This is a genomic window from Labrenzia sp. THAF191a (assembly GCF_009363335.1).
Lineage (GTDB): Bacteria > Pseudomonadota > Alphaproteobacteria > Rhizobiales > Stappiaceae > Roseibium > Roseibium algicola.
Genome location: NZ_CP045333.1, coordinates 1,645,157 through 1,666,231 on the forward strand (window position 1 = coordinate 1,645,157; position 21,075 = coordinate 1,666,231).

Below are 21,075 nucleotides of genomic sequence, written 5' to 3' on the forward strand. Positions count from 1 at the left end.
AGTTTACCGATGGGACCTTTCGTTAATGTAAAATCCGGTCATTTGTCCTGGGCTGAAGTATCAGGGGCGAAAAAGTGAGTTGGAAGACCGGTTCGCCTAGTTCGGTATGGAGCTCGTGATGAGCCTTTCGACTTCGGCCCGTTGGTCCGCCGTGTAGATGGCACCCGGCGTCACCTTGAAGCCAGGGGTGAGGTTCAGACGCGCGACAAACGCCTCGACCGCGACGTCCGCCACCTCCCGGGCGGGTTCCGCTCCACTTGGCAGACCGTCTGCGACGGGGGCGTCTGAGGAAAGGGTGGTTGCGGCCAGGGCATGCAGAACTTCGGGAGCATCAATCAGGGGCAAGGCCTTCAACATGAAGACGAGACTGTCCGGCTCTGCCTCGGGGATTTGCCTCAGGAGGCTGGTTCGCGCTTCATCGTCCCCCAAGGCCGAAAGCGCGAGCCGGGCTGCCAGGGCTGCGGGGGCCGTGGGCTCCTGTGGTTGTGCCTTGACCAGGCGTGTGCCGGAAAGGTGAGCTTCAAGCGCGTCTTCCGCTCCAGGCACCAATGCCCCCAGCAGCAACACGCCGCCTTCCGCGTCCGGCGCTTCCAGCGCTGCTAATACTTCGGTCTGAAGCTGCTCGGCAACGGGGCCCGACGGTGGGCCATTGGCCAGCACGACTTTCAGCGCTGCGGCGCTGGCGCGTGCGCGCAGGTCCGGGTCGGCATCACCGATGTAGGGCAAGACGGGCGCCAGGGCCTCGGCACCGCCGACGGCGGACAGCAGATCCACCAGGGCTGATTTTTCCCCGGTGGTCTTCGCCGCGGCCAGGCGCGCCGCCAGGGGAGCGACGGCGGCCGGGCCTGCCTCCACTACAGCCTCCGTCGAGCCTCCGGCCAGCGCTGTGTCGATCTCTGCCTCAAGGTTCATGTCGTCTGCCATAGTGCTTCCTGCAATCCAGGTGAACAGAAACGCCCCTGCGATGCATCCGGCCAGGTTGCGGTGTCGAACCATTATGTGCCCGACGGATTGATGATGTTGGCCTGGGCGCGCGAAATCAGCTGCCCCGTCCGCACCGCGCCACTGGCGATCAGGTGTGTTGCGGTTCCGCTGTGCGGGCCGATGCCGCGCAGGTGAATGGTCTCGTGTGCCAGGGTTTCGGCATGGGTTGAGCCGGTGATCGTATCTTGCATCAGGCAGTTCTTCTCGGCGGCCAGGGTTCCGGCCCGGGTGTTGTTGACCGCAGGCGTCGCATCCTGCTCATACTGCCACACGAAGAAGACATTGAAATCCGCGGCAGCATCGGCAAAGGCCGTGACATCGTCCCATTCATGTTCGGCGGCCGCAACGCCCGCCAGGTGGCTGGAAAACCGTACCGTGGCGCCCAGGTTCTGTGGAACCGTTATCGTGCGTGCGCTCTTTCTGTACATCCGCACGTTGGCCTGGGTGTCCAGCAGCCGGTTGACGCCCCGTATCAGGGCGTTGAGGTCGCCCATGTTGCGGTTGGTCTTGTGGCCGGCGTTGTCCTTCACATAGTGAAACGCCGTGTTGATCTTGACCTCGGTCTTGACCGAGATTTCCAGAATGTCGCTGTTGGGAACAGGCCCCGCAAACCCGGCATTCGGCACAAAGCGGACAAACCCCTTGCCGGCCTTGAGGCCCTTGAGCGTCAGATGGTGTTCGGCGCCGACACGGCGATAGGTGACCCTGGCAATGTCGTTGGGGGTCAATTCGGGAATAAGGGCACCTGCCCCCCGCACCACAATCGTGCGCTCCCACCCCCGCGGCACCATTTGCCACTTGGGCGAGGCCGTGGCGTCAAATCCGAACATGGCGATACGAGGTGCGAAGGTAATTGGCATACGTCAGGTTCCAGATCGACTGTCGCGCCATGAATGCCTTCCGCAGGCACATCTTTCTTTTGCTTTGAAACGCACAAGAAATGGCGCGTCACAGGGCTTTGTATGACAAGTAATTTCTCTCGATAGTGAGCCCATGTGTGCGGCAATGCAAGAATTAACGTAAGGGAAGATGGGGAAATTTTATGAGGCGGTTCCAGTAAAAGGGTAAACCGACGGACGCATTGCCGACTGGCAGATTTGGGGGTGGGAGCGGACGGTCGGCTTACGTGCCTCGAACGGGTTTAGCTGACATTCGTTGGTCCGGCATGCGTTGGCAATTTCGGCCCATTGCTGACGTTCACTGCCAATTCATGACGTTGCGGTGCGGCCCGTCATTGGGCCATTCGTGCCGAGCTCAGCATTTTATGGAGCAAGATATCGGCCAGTCGGACAACGTTTGAATTCGCTGCTGCACCGGTTCGAAGGGACGCTTTGGTGATTTGGCAAAGAAAGCTGCGGATGCTGTACGATTAGACCACAACGTCAACAATCGCCTCTTCTTCACGGTCAGTCGTCGTGAAGGTCATCGAGACGGCTCGCACTTCACTGTCCGACAGCAGGTTGAAAATTCTGTCGCGACTGTTGGCGGGATGCCCGGCGACATAAAACTGAGTGGTCAGAACCTCTTGTCCGTCCTCGAATACTTTGACGTGAATGTGCGGCGTGCGGCCGGGATAGGGCACGGGCTTGATGGTGCGAAATTCATAGCTGCCGTCGAGGCCAGTGATATCGTAACCAAAGCCCTGAAAAGCCGGATCGAAAGCAATCGCCTGGCGGTCGCCACCATGAAGGTACTTGCCGTTCATATCGCATTGCCAGATCTCGATCCGCCGACCCGCAAGTGGCGCGCCGGAAGTGTTGAGCACACGGCCCTTCAACACGAAAACCTCGCCACCAGCTTCCTGGACGGTCCCTAGAATTTTGACAAGATCATTGTCAACATCAACCCTTCGCATCGCAGGGGCCGGGTAGAAAGGTCCTTCGGTCGCACGCGGCGTCAGGTTCGCGGCGAGCGCCGGCTTTGCCAAAACCGAAAGGCCGAGAGCGCCAAGGGTTCCACCGACAAAGCTACGGCGCGATTGGTTTGATTTTTCCATCTTTTGATATCCGGTTCAACGCAAGAGGTCCCCATACGGATGGCAACCAAGATTCCGTCGCATTTTATGACTGCTTTGGCAAAGCTGACATTCATCCGAAGGGCAGTACTCGACACTTTGGGTTTGCTGACGACCTCGGATGCGCCGCAGCATAAGAGCGAAGTCCCATTGCGCCTGGCTCAAGGGTGGCCTTTGCCGATCGTTAGCCTGCTGCTATGGCGCTGCGATCCAACCTGTCGTGCCAGCCATTCGTCACATCTGCGAAGACAGCTAGCTACCAGACGCCGGTGCTGCGGACCTTGCTGCTTTGGCTGAACGTCAGCTTACCGTTCTTGCAGAGCGAGGCGAACTCCGAGTGCACAGTATATGCTGCCGACGACCTTGCCTTGCCATTTCAGAACAGTCGGGTTGCGTCGCAGGAAATTTCCAAGACCACCGGCGGCAATCGAGTAGACGATTGTGCTGAAAAAACCGATCAGCGCGAAGACAACACCCAGAAGCGTGAGTTGCACGGCCACGAAGCCTTTTTCTGGCGCAACGAACTGCGGAAGAAACGCGAGGAAGAACAGGGCCGTCTTCGGGTTCAGGACTTCAGCCAAGATTGCCTGCCTGAAAGCCGTTGAAGCAGTAATAGGAACACGTCCTTGGCCTAGATCGACCGTGGTCTTCTCGAAGATCGCCTTTAAGCCAAGATAAACCAAATAGGCCGCGCCGAGATACTTCACAATGGTGAAGAGGGTGGCCGATGCCGCGATGATTGCAGAAATACCGACAACGGCCATGACTGTATGGAGGAAGTCACCGGCAGTGATGCCAGCACCAGTAGCAATCCCTACTTTGGCTCCCGACGTAGTAGCTCGTGCTACAGTCAACATCGTTGCGGGACCAGGGATGAAAACAAATCCAAGAACGATCAACGAGTAAGTTAGCAATATGGCAGGGTCGATCATTCTGTTTCCTCATAAATTCGTGAGCATAAAGTAATCCACGGATTGTCGCGAAAGACAAGCACAGGAACAGAGCGCGCGCTGCACCCTGAGGAATGAGCAGGATGGCTCAAAACAGTCTTGCGGCGGGACTGCACGCCATGCCGAATTTGATGAGTGAATGTTCGACACTTTCGGCCCGGAGCGGACCTTCGTGCCAAGCGCAGAGGATGACCGATCCCAGCCCGAAGCAGAAATTCAACTCTTTTGAGAAGGGGCCGTCCCGTGCCATTCTCTGCAATCTCGGTGAAGGTACAAGGCAAAAATCTCTTGAGGCGATCATCACTTGGCCGGACCTAACCTTCGCGGCGGGGCATCAAGAGAAATTGCGGCGCCCTTTCTCGAAGTCCCACGCTGCAGCATCTGTAGTGCGAGGTTGTCCGATGTCACATTCATTGATCAGACTGCAAGAGGCTCCTCTTGCACCAGCTTTCACGAAAGGGCAAGTTGCGAAAGAAACTGATGCATAGGCGACCAGAATGGAAAGCAAATACAAGGTAACAGATATCCCAGAAGAAAGCAGCTTCTATGACTTGGTTGCTGGCGACAATGTCATGGAGATACCGCTTTTTCAGCGTCCGTATTCTTGGAAAAATTCACACTATACGACTATGCTCGATGATGTGTCGGTAGTTCTTGAAGACCCAACTTCAGCAATTTTTCTCGGTGTAATAGTAACTTACTCACGCGGCGCCTCGCAAGGTCGCCCCCCAACTTGGATGGTTGTAGATGGTCAGCAGAGAGTATCTACCCTCTATTTGTCGGTGCTCGCGCACGTACTGGTTGCTGCAGAAAATGGAGAGTTGGATTGGGCCGCAGACATAATCGGCCGTTACCTGCTTGTGCGGCCAATGTCGGGCCTGGCCCACAATACAAAGCTAGTACCATCTTTTAACGACAGGCGGCAATTCTCAGAAATATGGGATCGCGTATCAAAGGTAAAAAACCTTTCATCGCACCAAATGTATGCGCACAATCCACCACGCCCTCCCTCTCCCAGTGGAGATGAGGAGGGCATGATGAAATCTCAGTTTGGAAACATGGTGAAGGACGCGAGACGAGAATTCAAAGGTGGTGGCATCGAGACCTTCAGCGAACGCGTTGACGTAATTGCAACAAAGCTGAGCATGGTGTCAATTTCACTCAGAGAACCAACTGTTGCGCCTAAAATCTTCGAGAGATTAAATTATGGCGCTGAGCCGATAACAGTCGCTGATCTTGTAAGAAACGAGATATTTGCGAGAGTTGGGAATGACCTTGACGCTGCGCAAAGCCTATTTGGGGGGAAGTGGGAGCCGTTCATATCAAGGTTCTCCGATAAAAATACTGATTTTAACAGGTTTTTATTTCCGTATGGCTTGATCCACAATTCAAGCATAAGGCGGAATGACTTGTTCATGACTATCCGCGGCATCTGGGACAAATTGGGCGGGCCAGCTGCGATTATCGAAAATCTTGAGAAGTTCCAAGAGCCATATGTGTGCCTCAGTTCCGGATCGAATCTTGAAAAAGCTACCAAGTCCATCAACTTGAGAATACACCGGTTACACTCACTTAATCGCCCGTCATCAGTCTACCCCTTTCTTATGAGGCTGCTTGCGAGTTACACGGCGGGCCAGTTGTCAGAGTCTAAAGTTTTAGAAACGCTTGATGTAGTTGAGTCCTTCCTGGTGCGTCGGGCAATTTGCGGCATCGAACCGACTGGTCTCCATGCCGTATTCAAGGGCCTATGGGACGAAATTTTCGCGACCCCAAACGATCCAAAGGACTCGGAGATTAATGCAGCGACGATTCGAGAAAAAGTAATGTCGAGGTCAACTATTTCATGGCCGAGCGATGCTATGGTGAAAGACGCCATATTGAACGGCCCGCTGTATAGGCGAAAAATTCGCCAGTTTGCGATCCGTGAGTACGAGCTGAGCCTTGATGCCGAATGCCCCGGCGACATTTCTGATATCGAACATATTGCTCCGCAAAAGAAACCTGATGACTGGACCGACGTGCCAAAGGACGAGTACGAAGCGGTTCTTCATACTTGGGGAAATCTCGCCCCGATATCCCCGGGCATGAATAAAAAAGTTTCAGCAGGAACCTTCGATCAAAAGCGAAAAGAATACAAAAATTCGAAATTCCCATCAGTTCGGGAGCTTTCGAATGTCGAGAAATGGACCATTGATGAAATAAAAAGAAGATCTGAAAAAGTTTCGGAGTGGGCGGTGGCGAGGTGGGCTTATTGATGGCGATCCGCCCCCTTTGCGAGTGGGCGGAGCTGATTTGGACGTCCACTCGGGTAAGGGAATTGGACTGAATACTCGTGTATTCAGTCCTCCTGATCAGGTAGATAACGCCTCCGATCCTCGCGTTTCTTGTGATCTGTCGATGATAACCTGCACAGATTAGAGTTGTACCGATCTTCTCGGATGCAAAGTCTGATTCCTGCGCATCGGAGTCATCCTTTCCGTCTGCAGCGAACTACCGCTCCCCGCCCTCTATGAGCCTTCGTGCTTAGCGCAACGAACGGCGGCTTTGCAGATTGGACCGAAAACCAGTGATAGTCCGCCTTGGCGACGCAAAGCAGCCCTTCCCGCGTCCTACCGCCCCAGAAACCGGAACGGTTCTGCTTCCTGGAAGTGCGCGTTGGCCATGCCGGAGTAGATGTTGGTCTGGTTGGGGCCGAGGTCGAGTTTCATGACCTTGCCGGTTTCCGATGAAAAGTCGGCCTGGCTGAAGTCGATCCAGAAGATGTTCGGGGTCACCACGGATTCGAAGAAGTAGAGCTTGCGCTTCTGGTCGGCGACGGTGCGCCAGCGGGTGGAGGAGATGTTCGGCTGGTCGGGCGTGGTGATGCCGAGCGGCACGGAGACATTGCGGATGACGCCGAAGACGCTGGCAATCGTTTCGACCGGGCTTTCGGTTCTCGGGATGGCGTCGACGTAGAACGATGCGCGGGCAAAGCGGTCCGCCGCACGGTTGGTGCCCGGCAGCATGACAGTGCCGCCGATTTCCTTCCAGTACTGGTTCAGGGCCAGCTGCTCTTCGAAGGTGGGCGAGTTGGTCATCACCTGGTAGGCGCGGCTGTGGTGGATCACCTGCTTGCCGCCGATATATTCCACGATGGCGCTGTCGCCGCTTGCATCCGACAGGGACAGGTGCAGGGTGGCGAGGCGTTCTTCGCCTGGAACATTGTCGCTGAAGAGGGTGAAGGGTTCGGCCTCCAGCGCGCGGACGGCCTCTTCAACTGTCGCGAAATTGTCGAGCACATATTGCGCCCAGGCGGCGATTGTCAGGCCGGGTTTGGAGCTGTCGTATTCTGGATACTCGGATTCCACCAGCCACAGCACATTGGCGACAAGCCCGGCTTCGTTCATGCCGTCGGTCGTTGAAATGTCGTAACCGGAGGCAATCACGCTGCCGTATTTCGAGGTCCATTCCAGGGAGTTTTCACCGGCTTCGCCGTTGCGCTTCATGCCGCGCGGGAACAGCCAGAGGTTCGTGCCGACATCGGTTTTCCAGTCCATCGAGCGGGCGGTGATCACCTGCTCGCTGGCACCCAGATAGACCACCCGGGTGCAGGCATCCGCAAGGCGTGGCGCCAGCAGGCCAGACGAGGCGATGGCCAATGCGCAGGCTGCCGTTACCGTGGTCTTGCCGATCTTCATGCGCCGTCTCCTTGCAGTTTGCCGATGGGGTGCCGAGTCGCCCCCGGCACAACTGGTGATATAGGGACGGCCAGGTGTGACGCTGTCAAGACAGGCCGGCGATTGCGTGCCGGTTCGTGCGGCAAACGGAAATGGCCCGCAGTGTTGCGACTGCGGGCCCCGGACACGGAACTTGGGCGAGTTGGGTGAAACCCGTCCGGTCAAAGTGTCCGGAACAGGTTGACCGTGAAAAAGGCAAGCCCGGCGGTAACCGCGATCGCACCAACCGCGATGACGGGTTCCATCGCCGTATGGCCAAGCGCATAGGCGGCCAGCGCCGCCATCATCACCGGCAGACCAAGCGCATGAAGCCAGAAGTGCAGGCGGGCAAACCTGTTGTCCGCCATGGCCGGGATCACCGTGTAGAGAAGCCCGGTCAGGGCTAGGGTTGCCCAGCCGAGAAGGTTGGTGTGCACATGAACCGGCGCGAGCGCGTGGTCATGGCTTGCCGCCATGACGATGCCGAGCACCAGTCCGATCAGCATCCAGAGAGCAGCAAGCCGGAACAGCCAGGCGGCCAGGGTTGGGATGCGGGTGGTCAAGTCTTTCGTCCTTTCGAGGAAGGCTGTGCCTTTGGGCACAAGCGGGGTGAAGAAACCGGTGCGGACCGGCGGTAGAGCGTGAGGGAGGAAGACAGCCCGGGCAGGGCTTTCCTGAGGTGTCGTGGCTGGGGAGGTGCCGTCAGACCTGCCAGGCGAGGCGCAAACGCTCGCGGATATCGCCGAGCCTTTCTGCCGGCTCGTTGGCGAAGACGAAACGCAGGTAGCGTCCGGCGATGTCCTCGCTGCCCCAGCCGGTCATCGGTGTTGCCGCGATCCGCCCCTTTTCGAACAGCAACCGGGAGGCTTCCACAGGGGAAAAACCAAGCTCGGCGGTGTCGATCAGCAGCGACCAGCCGCCATCCGGGCGCACGACGGGCAGGTCCGACAGTGCCTGCAGGATGATGTCCCGGCGGGCTTTCCAGATTGCCGTTGCAGCGGCGATGCCGTCGTCTTTCGCGGTGATGGCGGCCGCAGCGCCGGGCATTGCGATGCCGACCTGGCAGACGACGTTGGTGAGGCTGACAAGGCCGATGTCCGCCATGATCGGGGCGGGGCCGACCGTCCAGCCGACCCGCCAGCCGATCATCCGGTATTCCTTGGAAACGCAGCCCACCGTTATCGTGCGCTCCGCCATGCCATCCAGGCTGGCCGGGTGGATCACCGGCTTGCCGGTGTAAAGGAGACGCTCCATGGCGGCGTCGTGCAGCAGGAACGCGCCGGTGTGCATCACGACTTCCGCAATGGCGTTCCATTCCTCCTTCGTGTGGACGATGCCTGTCGGCATGGACGGGCTCATGGTCAAAACGGCCCGGGTTCTGGCGCTGGCTGCGCGGCGCAGTTCTTCCAGATCAAGACGCCAGCCGCCGTCGACCACCCTTAGCGGAACCAGCTTCGGAACACCGCCGGCCAGGCGGATGCGGTTGAGCAGGCCCGCGTAGGCGGGATCGGTGATGATGACCTCGTCGCCCGGCTCCAGGATTGCCAGAAGGGCATTGAGGATGCCGGACAGGCCGCCCGCCGAAATGACGCATTGGGTTGTCCAGTCGTAGGGCTGGCCGGTGGTGGCCGATATCCGGCTGGTTGCGGCCCTGCGGATGTCATTCGTGCCCAGGAACGGCAAATAGCTGTTGGCGTCATCCCGGCCGATGGCAGCCAGCGTTGCTTCCAAGGCCTCCTCCGGCGGGCGAAGGTCCGTATCCAGGTTCTCCAGCCGAAGCATGTCGGAATGTCCGGCGTCATCGGCGGCCTGTCCCATCTTGTCCACGCCAATTCCCGGAATGTCCTTCAATCGCGAGACGGTCATCTGTAATATCCTTTTTGTATCCAAATTTAAAAACTGGATACATATTTGCCGGATTGCAGTCAAGTCGCTGATTGTCTACGAAGGCGGAAAGACCCAGCCGGACGGACAGATGACAGAGCGGACAAGCGCAAAAAGAACCGGAGATCAGGCCATTCGGGTGGCCGATGCCCTGCGGGAAAAGATCGTCTCGGGCGAGCTGAAACCGGGCGAGGCGCTGCGTCAGGAACGGCTGGCGGTATTGTTCGAGACCAGCCGGATGCCTGTTCGCGATGCGCTGCGCCTGCTGGAGGCCGAAGGACTGGTGCAGATGCCGCCGAACAAGGGCGCCATCGTTGCCCCGCTTGATCCGGAGGAATTCAGGGAAGTTTATGAAATGCGGGCGGCGCTGGAGACACTGGCCTTGCGCCTTGCCATTCCGGAGTTGACCAACAGCCAGATCGACCGGGCCGCAGCCATTCAGGACAAGGCCGAGGCGTCGGACCTGGAAAACTTCGGCGCCTTGAACAAGGCGTTTCATTTCGCTCTTTATGAGCCCTGCGCAAGGCCGCGGCTGCTGGCACAGATTGCCGCGCTCAATGAGGCCGGCGACCGGTACTTGAGGCTTGCGGCGGCGCAGCTCGACTACACCCGGCGCTCTCATCAGGAACACCGGGACCTGCTTGAAGCCTGCCGCCGCCGGGACGGCGCGGAAGCCTGCGAAATCCTGAGGCGTCATATCGAGGCTGCCGGAGAGGCGCTGGTCGAGCGCCTGTCTGCAAGACTGCCCGCGCCGTGAGGGCGATCAGATGCGGCAGGATGCGTCTGTCTCCCGCCGGCGAGGAAACGAATGTCTCGAAAAATCTACCGGATTGAAGCGGCAGCTGCGGCCGATGCGGAAAGGCTTGCCGGTATTCGCGTCGAGGCAATGCGGCCGAGCCTCGAAGCCGTCGGACGGTTTGACCCTCTCCGGGCCAGGGACCGTTTCCTGGGTAGCTTTGTTGCCACAGACACAAGGATCATCCTGGTTGAAGAAGACATTGCCGGCTTTTTTGTCGTGCGCAGGCGCGCCGACCATTTCTATCTCGATCATCTTTATGTCAGCCCCGCCTTTCAGGGCCTTGGGCTTGGCCGAGATATCGTCGAGGGCCTGAAGGCTGAGGCAGAAGCGGCGGGACTGCCGATCCGGCTGATGGCCCTCAACGGCAGTCCCGCCAATGATTTTTACCTCGCCTGCGGGTTCCGGTTCGTCTCGCAGGACGCACTGGACACCATCTACGCCTGGATGCCCGGCGCTTGATCCCCGACACTTGATCCCTGGCGCTTGATCTCGGGCACTTGATCCCCGCCGGCCTGGCATCCGGATGTTGATGACAATCGGTCGGAGCCGCCGAAACGCTATTTCTTCAGGTCCACGACAACCTCTTCAAGCTCTCCCTGAAAATCGAATGGCGCCTGATAGTCGGTCGTGACCGCCGTTCCGGTGTCTGTTCCTACATCCTGGTTTTCCGACAGCGAGTATTTGAACGGAGTGGTCTGTGCGATCTGACCCGAGCCGACAGGGCTGCCGTCGACGGAAAGGGTCAAGGTTCCGCTCTTGCCCATTTCCTCGCCGCCCTCATAGGTGAAGTCCATCTTCAGCTCGCGCTCGCCAGCCGGAACCGTGCCATCGCTTTCAACGGAATAGACCGCGACATCGATATAGTTGTGGGCCGCCTTCAGCTTGCCGTCCTTGAGATAAAACGCCCAGCCTCCGGTGTTCCCGCCCTGGGTGAAGATCATGCCGTTGGCGTTGTCCTCGATGTTGACGCGGGCGGTTACGGAGAAGGATTTGTTCTTCAGGTCTGGCGCCGAGGATTCCGGCAGTCCTGCAAGAACGCCCGCGTAGGTGAAGCTCGTGCGATCGCCGGCAAGGTTCGGCTTGCCGGTTTCCTCCGCGCTGAAGCGTTCAGCCCCGCGCCAGTCCAGTGGCAGAGCCTTGTTGGCGGAAGCTTCCGCCCACCAGAGGGCTTTCAGCTCTTCAAGCTTGTCCGGGTTGTCCGCGGCAATGTCGCGTGCCTGGCTGAAATCTTCATCGAGATTATAAAGCTCCCACTTGGCCTTGAAGGGATCGAACGCGCCGCGCACGGGATCCCAGGGTTCGAACGCCAGGGAAGCGGCCCACCAGCCATCCTTGTAGATGCCCCGGTTCACGAACATTTCGAAATACTGGCTGGTTCGGACTTCTTTGGCCCCGGCATCGTCCAGCGTGCTCAGGAAGCTCTTGCCCTGGATGGGTGTCTGGGTTGTTCCGTTGACGCTGCGCGGCTCTGGAATGCCGGCCGCTTCGAGGATGGTCGGGGCAATGTCGATGACATGCAGGAACTGCGTCCGCGTTTCGCCTTGTCTGGAGAAGCGGGCAGGCCATTTCACGATCATCGGGTTGCGTACACCGCCCAGGTGGCTTGCTACCTGCTTCGTCCACTGGAAGGGCGCATCCACCGCCCAGGCCCAGCCGGCCGGGAAGTGGTTGAAATGAAGTTCCGTTCCAATCTCGTCCATCCGGCTCAGCATGTCGTCGGTGGTCATCAGATAGGCGTTGAAGAAGGCATTCTCGTTCAAGGTGCCGTCAAAGCCGCCTTCCGCGGACGCCCCGTTATCGCCGACGATGTAGATGATCATCGTGTTTTCGGCATCCGGCAAGGTGGCCACATAGTCGAGCACGCGTCCGACTTCCTCGTCGACCTGCTGGCCGTAGGCGGCAAAGACCTCCATCATCCGCGTATAGAGCTTCTTCTGGTCGTCGTTCAGGCTGTCCCAGGCGGGCAGGCTGCCCGGGCGGGAGGTCAGCTCGGTGTTTTCGGGAATGATCCCCATGTCCTTCTGGCGCTGGAAGGTCTGCTCGCGATAGGCGTCCCAGCCCATGTCGAACTTGCCCTTGAAGGTGTCGATCAGCTCCCTGGGGGCCTGGTGCGGGGCATGGGTTGCAGCCGGTGCCAGATAGGCGAACCAGGGTTTGCCTGGTTGAATGGCTTCCAGCGTCTTCAGCCAGTTGATCGTCTGGTCGGCGAGATCGGCGCTGAGGTAATAGTCGTCCCCTTCCGGCGTTCCGATCGGCGTCTGGTTCTCGAAAAGATAAGGACGGACCTGATTGGTGTCGCCAGCCATGAACCCGTAGAAATAGTCGAAGCCAAGGCCGTTCGGCCAACGGTCGAACGGGCCTGCCGCGCTTGTCTCGTAGATCGGCGTGTTGTGGTTCTTGCCGATCCAGGCAGTCGCATAGCCGTTCTGGCGCAGGATCTCGGCAACCGAGGCGGTGTCTTTCGGAATGATGCCGGTATAGCCATCATAGCCTGTGGCAAGCTCGGTGATGACACCGGTGCCGGCAATGTTGTGGTTTCGCCCGGTTAAAAGTGCTGCCCGGGTGGGGGAACAGAGCGCCGTTGTGTGAAAGCGGGTGAAGGTCAGGCCTTCCTCGGCAAGCTTGTCCATTGCCGGTGACGGTACACCGCCACCGGTGACAGTGAACTGCCCGAAACCGACATCATCCAGCAGGATCAGGAGCACGTTGGGAGCGCCTTCGGGAGCTGAAACGGCTGCAGGAAACTCGGCCGGTGCTGCGTTCAGATAGGTCGTGCCCACATCACCGCGAAACTTCTGCTCCGCATAGGGAAGGGTAACCTGTCCATCCTCTGCTCCAATGGGGCCGTCGGCTGCCAGGGCGCTGCCGATTGCAAGACAACCTGCGGCCATCGCGGGAAGCATCAAGAAAGTTGAAAAAATGCCGGGTTTCTTCATCAGACCACTCCATGGGTTCAAGGCCGGTCAATGCAGTGAAATGGCGGGGTACGGACCGCTGCGTAGAGGTTTCGCGACAACGGGCGACCGCAAGGCAATAAGGAACGAAACGGAATGCAATTCCACTCTAGGAAGTATATCTGAAAACCGCACGCCTTTCAGGTGGAATTGGTAAATGCGGGCGACCCGGGCTTGGCATCCGGCCGAATGGACCGGATGTTGCCCGGTCCGGCGTAGTGATGTCAGCTCGTCGCCGGACTGCGCAGCTTGTCCGCCACGAACTCTCCGAATGCCTGCGTTGCAGCCGAGGGATTTGGCGACGCATAAGCCAGCGTGACGCCGATGCCGGGAAGTGGCGGCAGGCCGGCCTCCACGATGTGGAGATCGTGCGGCACCGCGGAGCGGGTCACCACACTGATGGCCTGGCCGGACCGGGCAATCGCCAACAGGCCCGCGAGGCCATTGCTGGCAAAGGCGATGCGATAGGGCTTGCCTGCCTGATCCATGGCGGTGCGGGCGGCGCGATGGTCCAATGTGTCCGGCGCCGAAAGCGCAAGCGGCACAACATCCTTTTGCAGGACCTCCGGATCGGGACGATTGGCCACCCAGACAAAGCTTTCCGGCCTCAGGATGCGGGCGGACGCGTCTTCGCCGGGAACGGAAATCAGGGCAAGATCGACCCGCCTGCGCTGCAGCTGAAGGTGCAATTCCGTTGTCGGAGCACAGACCACCTCGATCTCGACATCGCCATGCCGCGCGCCAAACCCTTTCAGAAGATCGGGAAAGAAGGCGGTCAGATAGTCTTCCGGGCAGCCGAAACTGATGAGGCCATGCAGGCCTGCCCCCGGCAGGGTGGCAAGTGCTTCGTCGTGGACGGCAAGAATGCGTTCCGCCTGGACCAGAAACCTGTCACCTGCTGCCGTCAGTTCCACACCCCCGCGTGTGCGGCGCAGGATCTGCTGACCGACAATCGCCTCCAGCCGGTTCATCTGCATGCTGACGGCGGATTGTGTCCGCCCCACTTGCCGCGCTGCGGTGCTGATCGAGCCGCTGCGGGCGACTTCCATGAAACTGCGCAGCAAGGCGATTTCCAGAACAGGCATGAGATATCAATCCAATTGAATATCATAATCTAAATTATGAATTTTATTGAATGCAAGGCTTCTCCTAAACTTGCTGCAGTCAATTCAGCCGGCCGGATCAGGAGACGCATCATGGCATTGGAAAGCGCCAGCAACAGCACGGATACCGGGTTCTGGTCCGACGTGTCGGATCACGTCCTGCGGTATGGCCCTGTGTTCGAACAACGTGTCATCGAACGTGCCGAAGGCAGTTATGTCTATGACAGCTCAGGCGCACCAATCCTCGATTTCACGTCCGGTCAGATGAGTTCCATCCTGGGGCATTCCCATCCGGATATCGTGCGCACCGTGCGCGAGCAGATCGGCAAGCTCGACCACCTGTTCAGCGGCATGCTGTCCCGCCCGGTCGTCGACCTGTCGAAGCGCCTCGGATCTCTTGTGCCCGGTCTGGAAAAGGTGTTGCTCCTGTCGACCGGGGCGGAATCCAACGAGGCTGCCATCCGTCTGGCAAAGCTGGTTACAGGCAAGCACGAGATCGTGGCCTTTACCAAAAGCTGGCACGGCATGACCGGGGCAGCCGCTTCCGCCACCTACAGTCACAACCGGCGGGGCTACGGGCCGGTCAATCCGGGGTCGTTTGCAATTCCCGCCCCCAATGCGTACCGGCCGCGGTTTACGGATGCGAACGGTAATCTGGACTGGAAGACCGAGCTGGACGATGCCTTCGCGCTGGTCGACAGCCAGTCCACCGGCAATCTTGCCGCGTTCATTGCAGAGCCGATCCTGTCGTCAGGCGGCATCATCGAATTGCCGGTGGGCTATCTCGCTGCATTGCGCCAGAAGTGCGACGAGCGCGGTATGCTGCTGATCCTGGACGAGGCCCAGACCGGTATCGGCCGGACGGGGCATATGTTTGCCTTCCAGCGCGACGGGGTGACACCAGACATCCTGACCTTGTCCAAGACCCTGGGTGCCGGATTGCCGCTTTCCGCCGTGCTGACGAGCCGTGCCATCGAGGAAGAAGCGCACCGGAAAGGGTTCGTGTTCCTGACCACCCACGTGTCCGATCCTCTGCCCGCTGCTGTCGGACTGGCGGTGATGGATGTGGTGGAACGGGATGGACTGATCGGCCGTGCGGTGTCGGCGGGCCAGCGGCTGCAAGCCGGGCTGGAAGGCTTGAAGCAGCGTTTTGAGAGTGTTGGCGATGTGCGCGGCCGTGGGCTGCTGCTCGGGCTGGAGATCGTGACCGACCGGGCCAGCCGCCAGCCGGATCTCGCAATGGCGGACCGGATCGGCACCGAGGCTATGGCACGCGGGCTCAGCATGAACATCGTCAAACTGCCAGCCATGGGCGCGGTCTTCCGCATCGCCCCGCCATTGACGATCTCCGATGCCGAGATCGATCAGGGGCTGGACATCATGGCGTCGGCGATTGAAGCGGCACGGGCCTGAGTTGGCCGCTTAGGGTATGAGGCGATGCAGGGGGGCGTCAGCGCTCCTCTGCGGTCTGTCTCCTGCCGGTGAAATCGCTGCTGGGGATCCGCTCAATAAAGCGTTTTCCGGTAGGTCTCCTCCAGCGCAGCATCCAGCTTCTGCATTTCCGCGTCATCCGGCGCGCCGGTCGTCTGGTCCAGAATGATCTTGGAAAGCGACGGCATTTCGCTGCGGTCCTGCCGGTGTTCGGGGGCCCAGAGGTGTGAGCGCCGGAACGCCTTGGCGCAGTGCAGGAAGACTTCGCTCACCTTCACGACAATGGCGAGCCTGGGCGCACGGTCCTTCACGCTCATGGTTTGAAGAAGATCCGGATCGGTTACAAGCGTTGCCCTGCCGTTGACGCGCAAGGTCTCGTCATATCCGGGAACCAGGAACAGGAGCCCGACATTCGGGTTGGCAACAATATTTGCCAGACTGTCGAGGCGGTTGTTTCCCGGACGGTCCGGAATGGCAAGCGTTTGCGAGTCGAGAACCTTGACGAAGCCGACCGGATCGCCGCGCGGACTGACATCCGCCTTGCCGTCCGTGTTCTGCGTGCCGAGGCACAGAAACGGCGAGCGGGCGATGAAGTCCCGAGCATGCTTGTCCAGTGCGCTCAGGCACTTTTTTGATGCCAGCGGCGATAGCTCGGAATAGTGGCTCCGGAGCGTTTCCTCGTCCGAAATGACGAACTCCGGTTTGATCTTGTAGGCTTCCATCACGCTATCCCTCGACCTTGATCCCTGTGTGGCCCAGCCCTGCCGGTCTTGGCCCGGTGGCTGATCCTGCGTTCGACTTGGCGAACACTGGGCCAATCTGCGTGGAAGGTATCATAAACTGAGGTGCGTACATCAGGTATTGATAGGCCGCTCATCGTAAGGTGGCAAGGGGCGGGTGGGGCACGTGATGCCCAACCCGTTGTTGCCGTCTGACCCGTGCGATGAAGCGTTTGTAGGGGCTGGTGCTAGTCCAGTCTGACCGCTTCGATCCTGCCTTCCAGCATATGCGGCAGGTAAAGGACGTCATTGTGGGCGGAAATATCGGCAAGGCCGGCGGGTTCGCTCATGATCTCGTTCGATGTACCGTCAGCATCAATCTCGAAGACCTTGCCGTTGATCCAGTCGTTGACGACGAGCTTGCCGTTCAGCCGTGCGATGCCATCGATGTTGCCGATGTCCCGCGCCACGACGCTGATAGCCTTGGAGGCAGGATCAATGGCAAGCAGGCTGCCGGGTGCTTCAGTGGTGAAATCGTTCTTGAGGCCCTTGCCCCAGGCGCCGACAAGCAGGCGGCCGTTGTCCCAGTAAAGGCCATTGGGGTGATTGAGCCCAGGGCTTTCCAGCCATTTTTCAAAAGTGCCATCCGCGTAGCGCCAGATGGTGTTCGTCATCATGTCGGAAACGAAGATTTCGTCGCCGCTGGTGGTCACATCGTTCAGGAAGACCGAGCCTTCTGCAGGCAATGACTGCAGCAATTTGCCGGTCTGGGCGTCGACAACCCGCAAACTGGTGAGATCGGCCGCGAAGACCTTGCCGTTCAACAGCGCCAGTCCCTTGGGCGCGTCCATTCCGGTTGACCATTTGGCGTCGATGATTTTCCCGTCTGCGGACAGAAGCGCCAGATGGCCGTTGCCGTCGACCGCATTCGGCGCGCCTTCCATGACACTGACGATGAGCCGGTTGCCCGCAGCGTCAAAGGCTACGGATTCAGGCATGTCGAAGCCGTCCGTTGACCAGAGTGAACCGGCTGATGAGGGGAGCGTTGAAAGGCCGAGCAGCAGCGCGGCGGCCAGGGGTTTGAAGGTCTGCATGGGAAGTCCTTTCGCAAAGTTGAACTGAACCTCTCCTGCAGAAGGCGAACTTTTCTTGCAATTGATGATGATTTGGTATCAAAAAACGATACTCAAACTGTCGAATTCGGGATCAGGAATATGCGCGGTGATACCTTCAAGATCTTGCAGGGTGTGCTGAAGGCACGTGGCATGACCTATGCGGATCTCGCAAGCCGGATGGAAATATCGGAACCGACAGTCAAGCGGATCTTCGCCGGGCACGATTGCAAGCTAAGCCGGTTGCTGGAGATCTGCGAAATTCTGGAGGTGCCGCTGGCGGACGTATTGCACCGGGCAGAGCGGAATTCGGAGGAGGCAAGCGTCCTGCCGGTGGCAACGGAAGCGCGGCTCGCTGCGGATCCGTCGCTGTTCTATCTCTTCATCCTGCTGCGTGAGCCGATCCCGCAACAGGAAATCGAGCGCCGTTTTGCTCTCTCTGGAGAGGACATGTTCCGACTGGGCCGTGTGCTGGAGGCACTGGGGCTGGCAGAGGTGCATCCAGGCAACCGCATCAAGATCACGCGCAAGGAGCCCTTCAGATTCCGTCCGGACGGGCCGCTGATCCCGCTGCTGAAGGAAATCAACATGCGCTTCCTGGGGCAGGTGATTGCCAATCCGGGTGGCAATCAGTCCCTGTTCTTCACGCTATCCCGCCGCATGTTGCCGGACACGGGGGCGTTCATCCTGCGCGAGATCGAAACCCTGAAGGAGACCATCGCCGAGCTGGCCCGTCAGGACCAGCTGGTCTCGCGCGAGGAAGACCTGACCACCTTCAAGCTGACCGGAGCCTTCGCGCCTGTTTCCTTTCCGGACATTCTGACGATTGAACCGGGCCGGTGATAAGCGTCAGGTCCAGAATTTCGGTGTTTCCCGGGTTGCTTCCCAATACCCTTTGGCGTGCTGCCACATGGCCTGGCATTGGGCCTCGTGCCAGCCGATGACAAAACCGATGGCCTGGTTGGTTGCCAGGGCATTTGCCCCGCTGACCTTGCATTTCACCGGCAGTTGTTCGGCCATGGCGACATCGTTGAGATAGCCGAAGATATCCTGCAGCTTCTTCATCCGCTTCAGGAAGGGCTTCACGGTGTCTTTCGAATAGAGGCAGCCGAAAAATTCGATGCCGTAGCGCATCTTCTTCATCGCCTTTCGCATTTCGTGGCGTTCGGGAACGGTAAGTTCTTCCAGTCGCTTGCCGTATTTCAGAACCTTCTTCCACTGCTTGGCAAGAGCTTCGCCGGCATGAGTCTCGACAGGTTGGGCCAGAAGCTGCGTCTGGCCGAAGTTTTCCGGGTCCAGCCAGCCGCGCCCCTCGGTGTAGGCTGCAAGGTCGAGCAGGAAACCGTTGACCTCTTCCGATTTCAGGTGATCCGTCAGCGTGGTGCGGGTGCTTTCGTCCCGGAGGGCATTGAGATTTTCCAGAAGAGCGTCAAAGGACAGGGTTCCGGGCGCCCTGTCGACCAGGGGAATAACGATCTCGTCGACCAGGACGTCGAGATCCCGCAGGGAACCGGCTTCGGTGGCAATGACCTTCGCCGTCCTGTCGAGCGGTGCCATGGTCGCCGGGTTCAGGATTGGCCGGAACAGGCGAAACGCACTGCGCAGGCGGCGCAGGCCCACCCGTAGCTGATGCGGGCCTTCCGGATCGTCCGACGACAGGACTGCAAGCCGGTTTTCGGAAATCTGGGTCAGGCAAGAACGCAGCACGTCGCGAAAGGCGTGCTCGGTGGTGATGCCGCTGTCGAAGGAAACAATCTCGGCAAAATAGGGTGCCCGTTCCGCAGGCGCGGTGCCCTCGGCAAAACGGTACCCGCGCTCGGCCTTGCTATAGGGCGAAAAGCGGAAGGGGATATCTTTCAAAAGAGCCTTGCCCGCCTCGAAAAGGGCAAGGCTCGGGCCGGACTTCAGTTCCATTTCGAGTTCGGTCAGCGGCTGGCTGCCGCTGCCGGCCAGAATATTGCCGTTGTCGAAGGCGAGTTCGATGAAGGTGCCGTCACTGTCCCGGGTCAGATTGCGCACGGTGCGTTTCATCACCGTTTCAAAGCACTCCGACAGGGGGGCGTCACCGATGATTTCCAGAAGACGGTCGTGGACGGCGGGGTCTTCGATGACGGAGAAATCGAGCGCACGGCCCTTGACTGGATGTTCGGCTTCCACCGGCGAGGACAGGCCGCCCATGACGCCCGTGCCGAGCTTGACGGTCTGAACCCAGCTGTTGCCGGACTTGCGTACGCGAAGGGAAATCCTGGCCTTGCGAAGCGCCTGGTCCGGCGTGTCGAAATAGATCGACTGCAACGTCTTGTTCACGGCGCGGCTGGCAGTGAATCCGTCTATGGAACCGGCACGTTTCAAAGCGTCCTGTGCCGTCGTTTCCAGCTCGAGCTTAAGCTCGATTTCACGTCCTGATTTGCTCATGCTGAATTTCTAGCCAAGCCATTTCTGCTTGTCCAGAAAAAGCGCACAATTTGCGCCTTTGTTTGCAGGCTAACAAATTCGCCCGCCGAAAGGCGCAGGGCGCCTTTCTTTCAAGACCTCATTCGGGAACGCGACCCCGATATTTTAGCCGAAAAGTTTCTTCCCGACGCCTTTCAATCTCTCGAGGATGCGGGACTGATAATGCAGATACCAGGGAACCGGCTTCTGATTGAACGCGAGCTTGCGGATGTAGGTCGGCACTTCCCAAACGGCGGAGGTGCCTGCCGGGAAGAACAGGGTCACGCCGGGCTTGCCTTCATAGACATGGCCGGCATCGTCGGTGATCCGGACTTCACCTTCCAGGAACATGACCGACTCATCCCAGCCGTAGTGCCAGCGAAACTTGCCGGCGGTGCACGACCAGTGGCAGGCATCCCCCCAGCCGAACTTGTGCCTGGCCAGGACGGCGCACATGGCTTTCGGGTCGCCTTCAAGCACCCATTCGGGTCGGATCGGCGCTGGCATCAACTGTGATTTGTCGACGAAGGACTGTGTGAAAGCCTGCCCGTGCCGAGCTGCTTCGTTCACAGCAGAAGTTTTCGTGCGTTTCGCCTCTTGAAGGCCGCCGGCCAGTGTCATCCGTTTCTCCCAAACTTGTCTGACTGTCCACTTGCGCGAGCAGCAGTTGCAAACAGCTTAAATATGCGCCGGATTTCACCCTCTGAGGCTGTGTGGCAGGCGAATTCGCAGCCCAGGGTTAAGGGAGCGTAAAGGGAGAAGCTCAAATTCGATCAAATGCAGCGCCAGCCGCAGTTGCTGGCGGAAAGCCGCAGCGCGCTGGAACCGCTTGCATCGGACAAGGCCCCATGATAGGCACCCAATCCGATACCGGATTGCCCCCCTGGCGGAACTGGTAGACGCGCCGGATTCAAAATCCGGTTCTTTCGGGAGTGCCGGTTCGATTCCGGCGGGGGGCACCACTAAAGTTTCCAAGCCATTGTTATGCCTCAGCTTT

18 protein-coding genes and 1 tRNA gene are annotated in these 21,075 nt (G+C 59.1%); 6 read left to right on the forward strand and 13 right to left on the reverse strand.

All coding sequences use genetic code 11. The features are described from left to right. Positions 1-96: 96 nt before the first annotated feature. From FIV05_RS07560 to FIV05_RS07575, 4 genes are all read right to left on the reverse strand, one after another. On the reverse strand, positions 97-924 hold the full coding sequence (locus FIV05_RS07560) for a hypothetical protein (RefSeq protein WP_152509125.1): 828 nt from the start codon (positions 922-924) through the stop codon (positions 97-99). Positions 925-995: 71 nt separating this feature from the next. After that, positions 996-1,844 carry a hypothetical protein gene (locus FIV05_RS07565; RefSeq protein ID WP_139314088.1) on the reverse strand — a complete coding sequence of 283 codons (849 nt, stop codon included), beginning with the start codon at positions 1,842-1,844 and terminating at the stop codon, positions 996-998. Between the two features lie 509 nt (positions 1,845-2,353). Next, a complete protein-coding gene (locus FIV05_RS07570) occupies positions 2,354-2,911 on the reverse strand; it encodes a protocatechuate 3,4-dioxygenase (protein ID WP_286202273.1) in 558 nt (185 codons plus the stop codon). A 392-nt stretch (positions 2,912-3,303) separates the two neighbouring features. Continuing rightward, the gene (locus FIV05_RS07575) at positions 3,304-3,930 is read right to left on the reverse strand and encodes a LysE family translocator (protein ID WP_152509127.1); all 627 of its coding nucleotides are present in this window, start codon (positions 3,928-3,930) and stop codon (positions 3,304-3,306) included. Between the two features lie 515 nt (positions 3,931-4,445). Between FIV05_RS07575 and FIV05_RS07580 the strand changes: the two genes are divergently transcribed. Next, the gene (locus tag FIV05_RS07580) at positions 4,446-6,203 is read left to right on the forward strand and encodes a DUF262 domain-containing protein (RefSeq protein ID WP_152509128.1); all 1,758 of its coding nucleotides are present in this window, start codon (positions 4,446-4,448) and stop codon (positions 6,201-6,203) included. Between the two features lie 354 nt (positions 6,204-6,557). Here FIV05_RS07580 and FIV05_RS07585 read toward each other — a convergent pair whose 3' ends face one another. The 3 genes from FIV05_RS07585 to FIV05_RS07595 all read right to left on the reverse strand — a co-directional run bounded on the left by FIV05_RS07585 (position 6,558) and on the right by FIV05_RS07595 (position 9,509). Continuing rightward, entirely contained in the window at positions 6,558-7,625 is a 1,068-nt protein-coding gene (locus FIV05_RS07585) for a linear amide C-N hydrolase (RefSeq protein ID WP_152509129.1), read from the reverse strand. Positions 7,626-7,825: 200 nt separating this feature from the next. Continuing rightward, complete coding sequence (locus FIV05_RS07590; RefSeq protein ID WP_209009892.1) at positions 7,826-8,206, reverse strand: hypothetical protein; 381 nt, start codon at positions 8,204-8,206, stop codon at positions 7,826-7,828. Positions 8,207-8,345: 139 nt separating this feature from the next. Beyond that, positions 8,346-9,509 (reverse strand): pyridoxal phosphate-dependent aminotransferase, encoded by a 1,164-nt coding sequence (locus tag FIV05_RS07595; RefSeq protein ID WP_152509130.1) that lies wholly within the window; start codon positions 9,507-9,509, stop codon positions 8,346-8,348. Between the two features lie 109 nt (positions 9,510-9,618). Between FIV05_RS07595 and FIV05_RS07600 the strand changes: the two genes are divergently transcribed. Further along, entirely contained in the window at positions 9,619-10,284 is a 666-nt protein-coding gene (locus FIV05_RS07600) for a GntR family transcriptional regulator (RefSeq protein WP_152509131.1), read from the forward strand. A gap of 51 nt (positions 10,285-10,335) precedes the next feature. Continuing rightward, complete coding sequence (locus tag FIV05_RS07605; RefSeq protein ID WP_152509132.1) at positions 10,336-10,785, forward strand: GNAT family N-acetyltransferase; 450 nt, start codon at positions 10,336-10,338, stop codon at positions 10,783-10,785. A gap of 98 nt (positions 10,786-10,883) precedes the next feature. Here the strand turns inward: FIV05_RS07605 and FIV05_RS07610 are convergent, their stop codons facing one another. Together FIV05_RS07610 and FIV05_RS07615 are read right to left on the reverse strand one after the other, a co-directional pair. After that, positions 10,884-13,262 carry an arylsulfatase gene (locus FIV05_RS07610; RefSeq protein WP_209009893.1) on the reverse strand — a complete coding sequence of 793 codons (2,379 nt, stop codon included), beginning with the start codon at positions 13,260-13,262 and terminating at the stop codon, positions 10,884-10,886. A 242-nt stretch (positions 13,263-13,504) separates the two neighbouring features. Continuing rightward, positions 13,505-14,365, reverse strand: coding sequence for a LysR family transcriptional regulator (locus tag FIV05_RS07615; protein ID WP_152509133.1), 861 nt, complete (start codon positions 14,363-14,365; stop codon positions 13,505-13,507). A 111-nt stretch (positions 14,366-14,476) separates the two neighbouring features. On the opposite strand from FIV05_RS07615, the gene FIV05_RS07620 reads away from it, so the two are divergent. Continuing rightward, on the forward strand, positions 14,477-15,796 hold the full coding sequence (locus FIV05_RS07620; RefSeq protein ID WP_152509134.1) for an aspartate aminotransferase family protein: 1,320 nt from the start codon (positions 14,477-14,479) through the stop codon (positions 15,794-15,796). Positions 15,797-15,888: 92 nt separating this feature from the next. Here the strand turns inward: FIV05_RS07620 and FIV05_RS07625 are convergent, their stop codons facing one another. Then, on the reverse strand, positions 15,889-16,536 hold the full coding sequence (locus tag FIV05_RS07625; RefSeq protein ID WP_152509135.1) for a pyridoxamine 5'-phosphate oxidase family protein: 648 nt from the start codon (positions 16,534-16,536) through the stop codon (positions 15,889-15,891). A 245-nt stretch (positions 16,537-16,781) separates the two neighbouring features. After that, positions 16,782-17,627 (reverse strand): ATP/GTP-binding protein, encoded by an 846-nt coding sequence (locus tag FIV05_RS07630; RefSeq protein WP_152509136.1) that lies wholly within the window; start codon positions 17,625-17,627, stop codon positions 16,782-16,784. A gap of 120 nt (positions 17,628-17,747) precedes the next feature. Here FIV05_RS07630 and FIV05_RS07635 point away from each other — a divergent pair, with 120 nt between their 5' ends. Beyond that, on the forward strand, positions 17,748-18,488 hold the full coding sequence (locus FIV05_RS07635; protein WP_152509137.1) for a helix-turn-helix transcriptional regulator: 741 nt from the start codon (positions 17,748-17,750) through the stop codon (positions 18,486-18,488). A gap of 6 nt (positions 18,489-18,494) precedes the next feature. On the opposite strand, the gene FIV05_RS07640 is transcribed toward FIV05_RS07635, so the two are convergent. After that, positions 18,495-20,060 (reverse strand): CYTH and CHAD domain-containing protein, encoded by a 1,566-nt coding sequence (locus FIV05_RS07640; protein ID WP_152509138.1) that lies wholly within the window; start codon positions 20,058-20,060, stop codon positions 18,495-18,497. Positions 20,061-20,204: 144 nt separating this feature from the next. Then, a complete protein-coding gene (locus FIV05_RS07645) occupies positions 20,205-20,699 on the reverse strand; it encodes a cupin domain-containing protein (protein ID WP_152509139.1) in 495 nt (164 codons plus the stop codon). A gap of 256 nt (positions 20,700-20,955) precedes the next feature. On the opposite strand from FIV05_RS07645, the gene FIV05_RS07650 reads away from it, so the two are divergent. Continuing rightward, a tRNA-Leu gene (locus tag FIV05_RS07650) sits at positions 20,956-21,040 on the forward strand. The last annotated feature ends 35 nt before the right edge of the window (positions 21,041-21,075 follow it).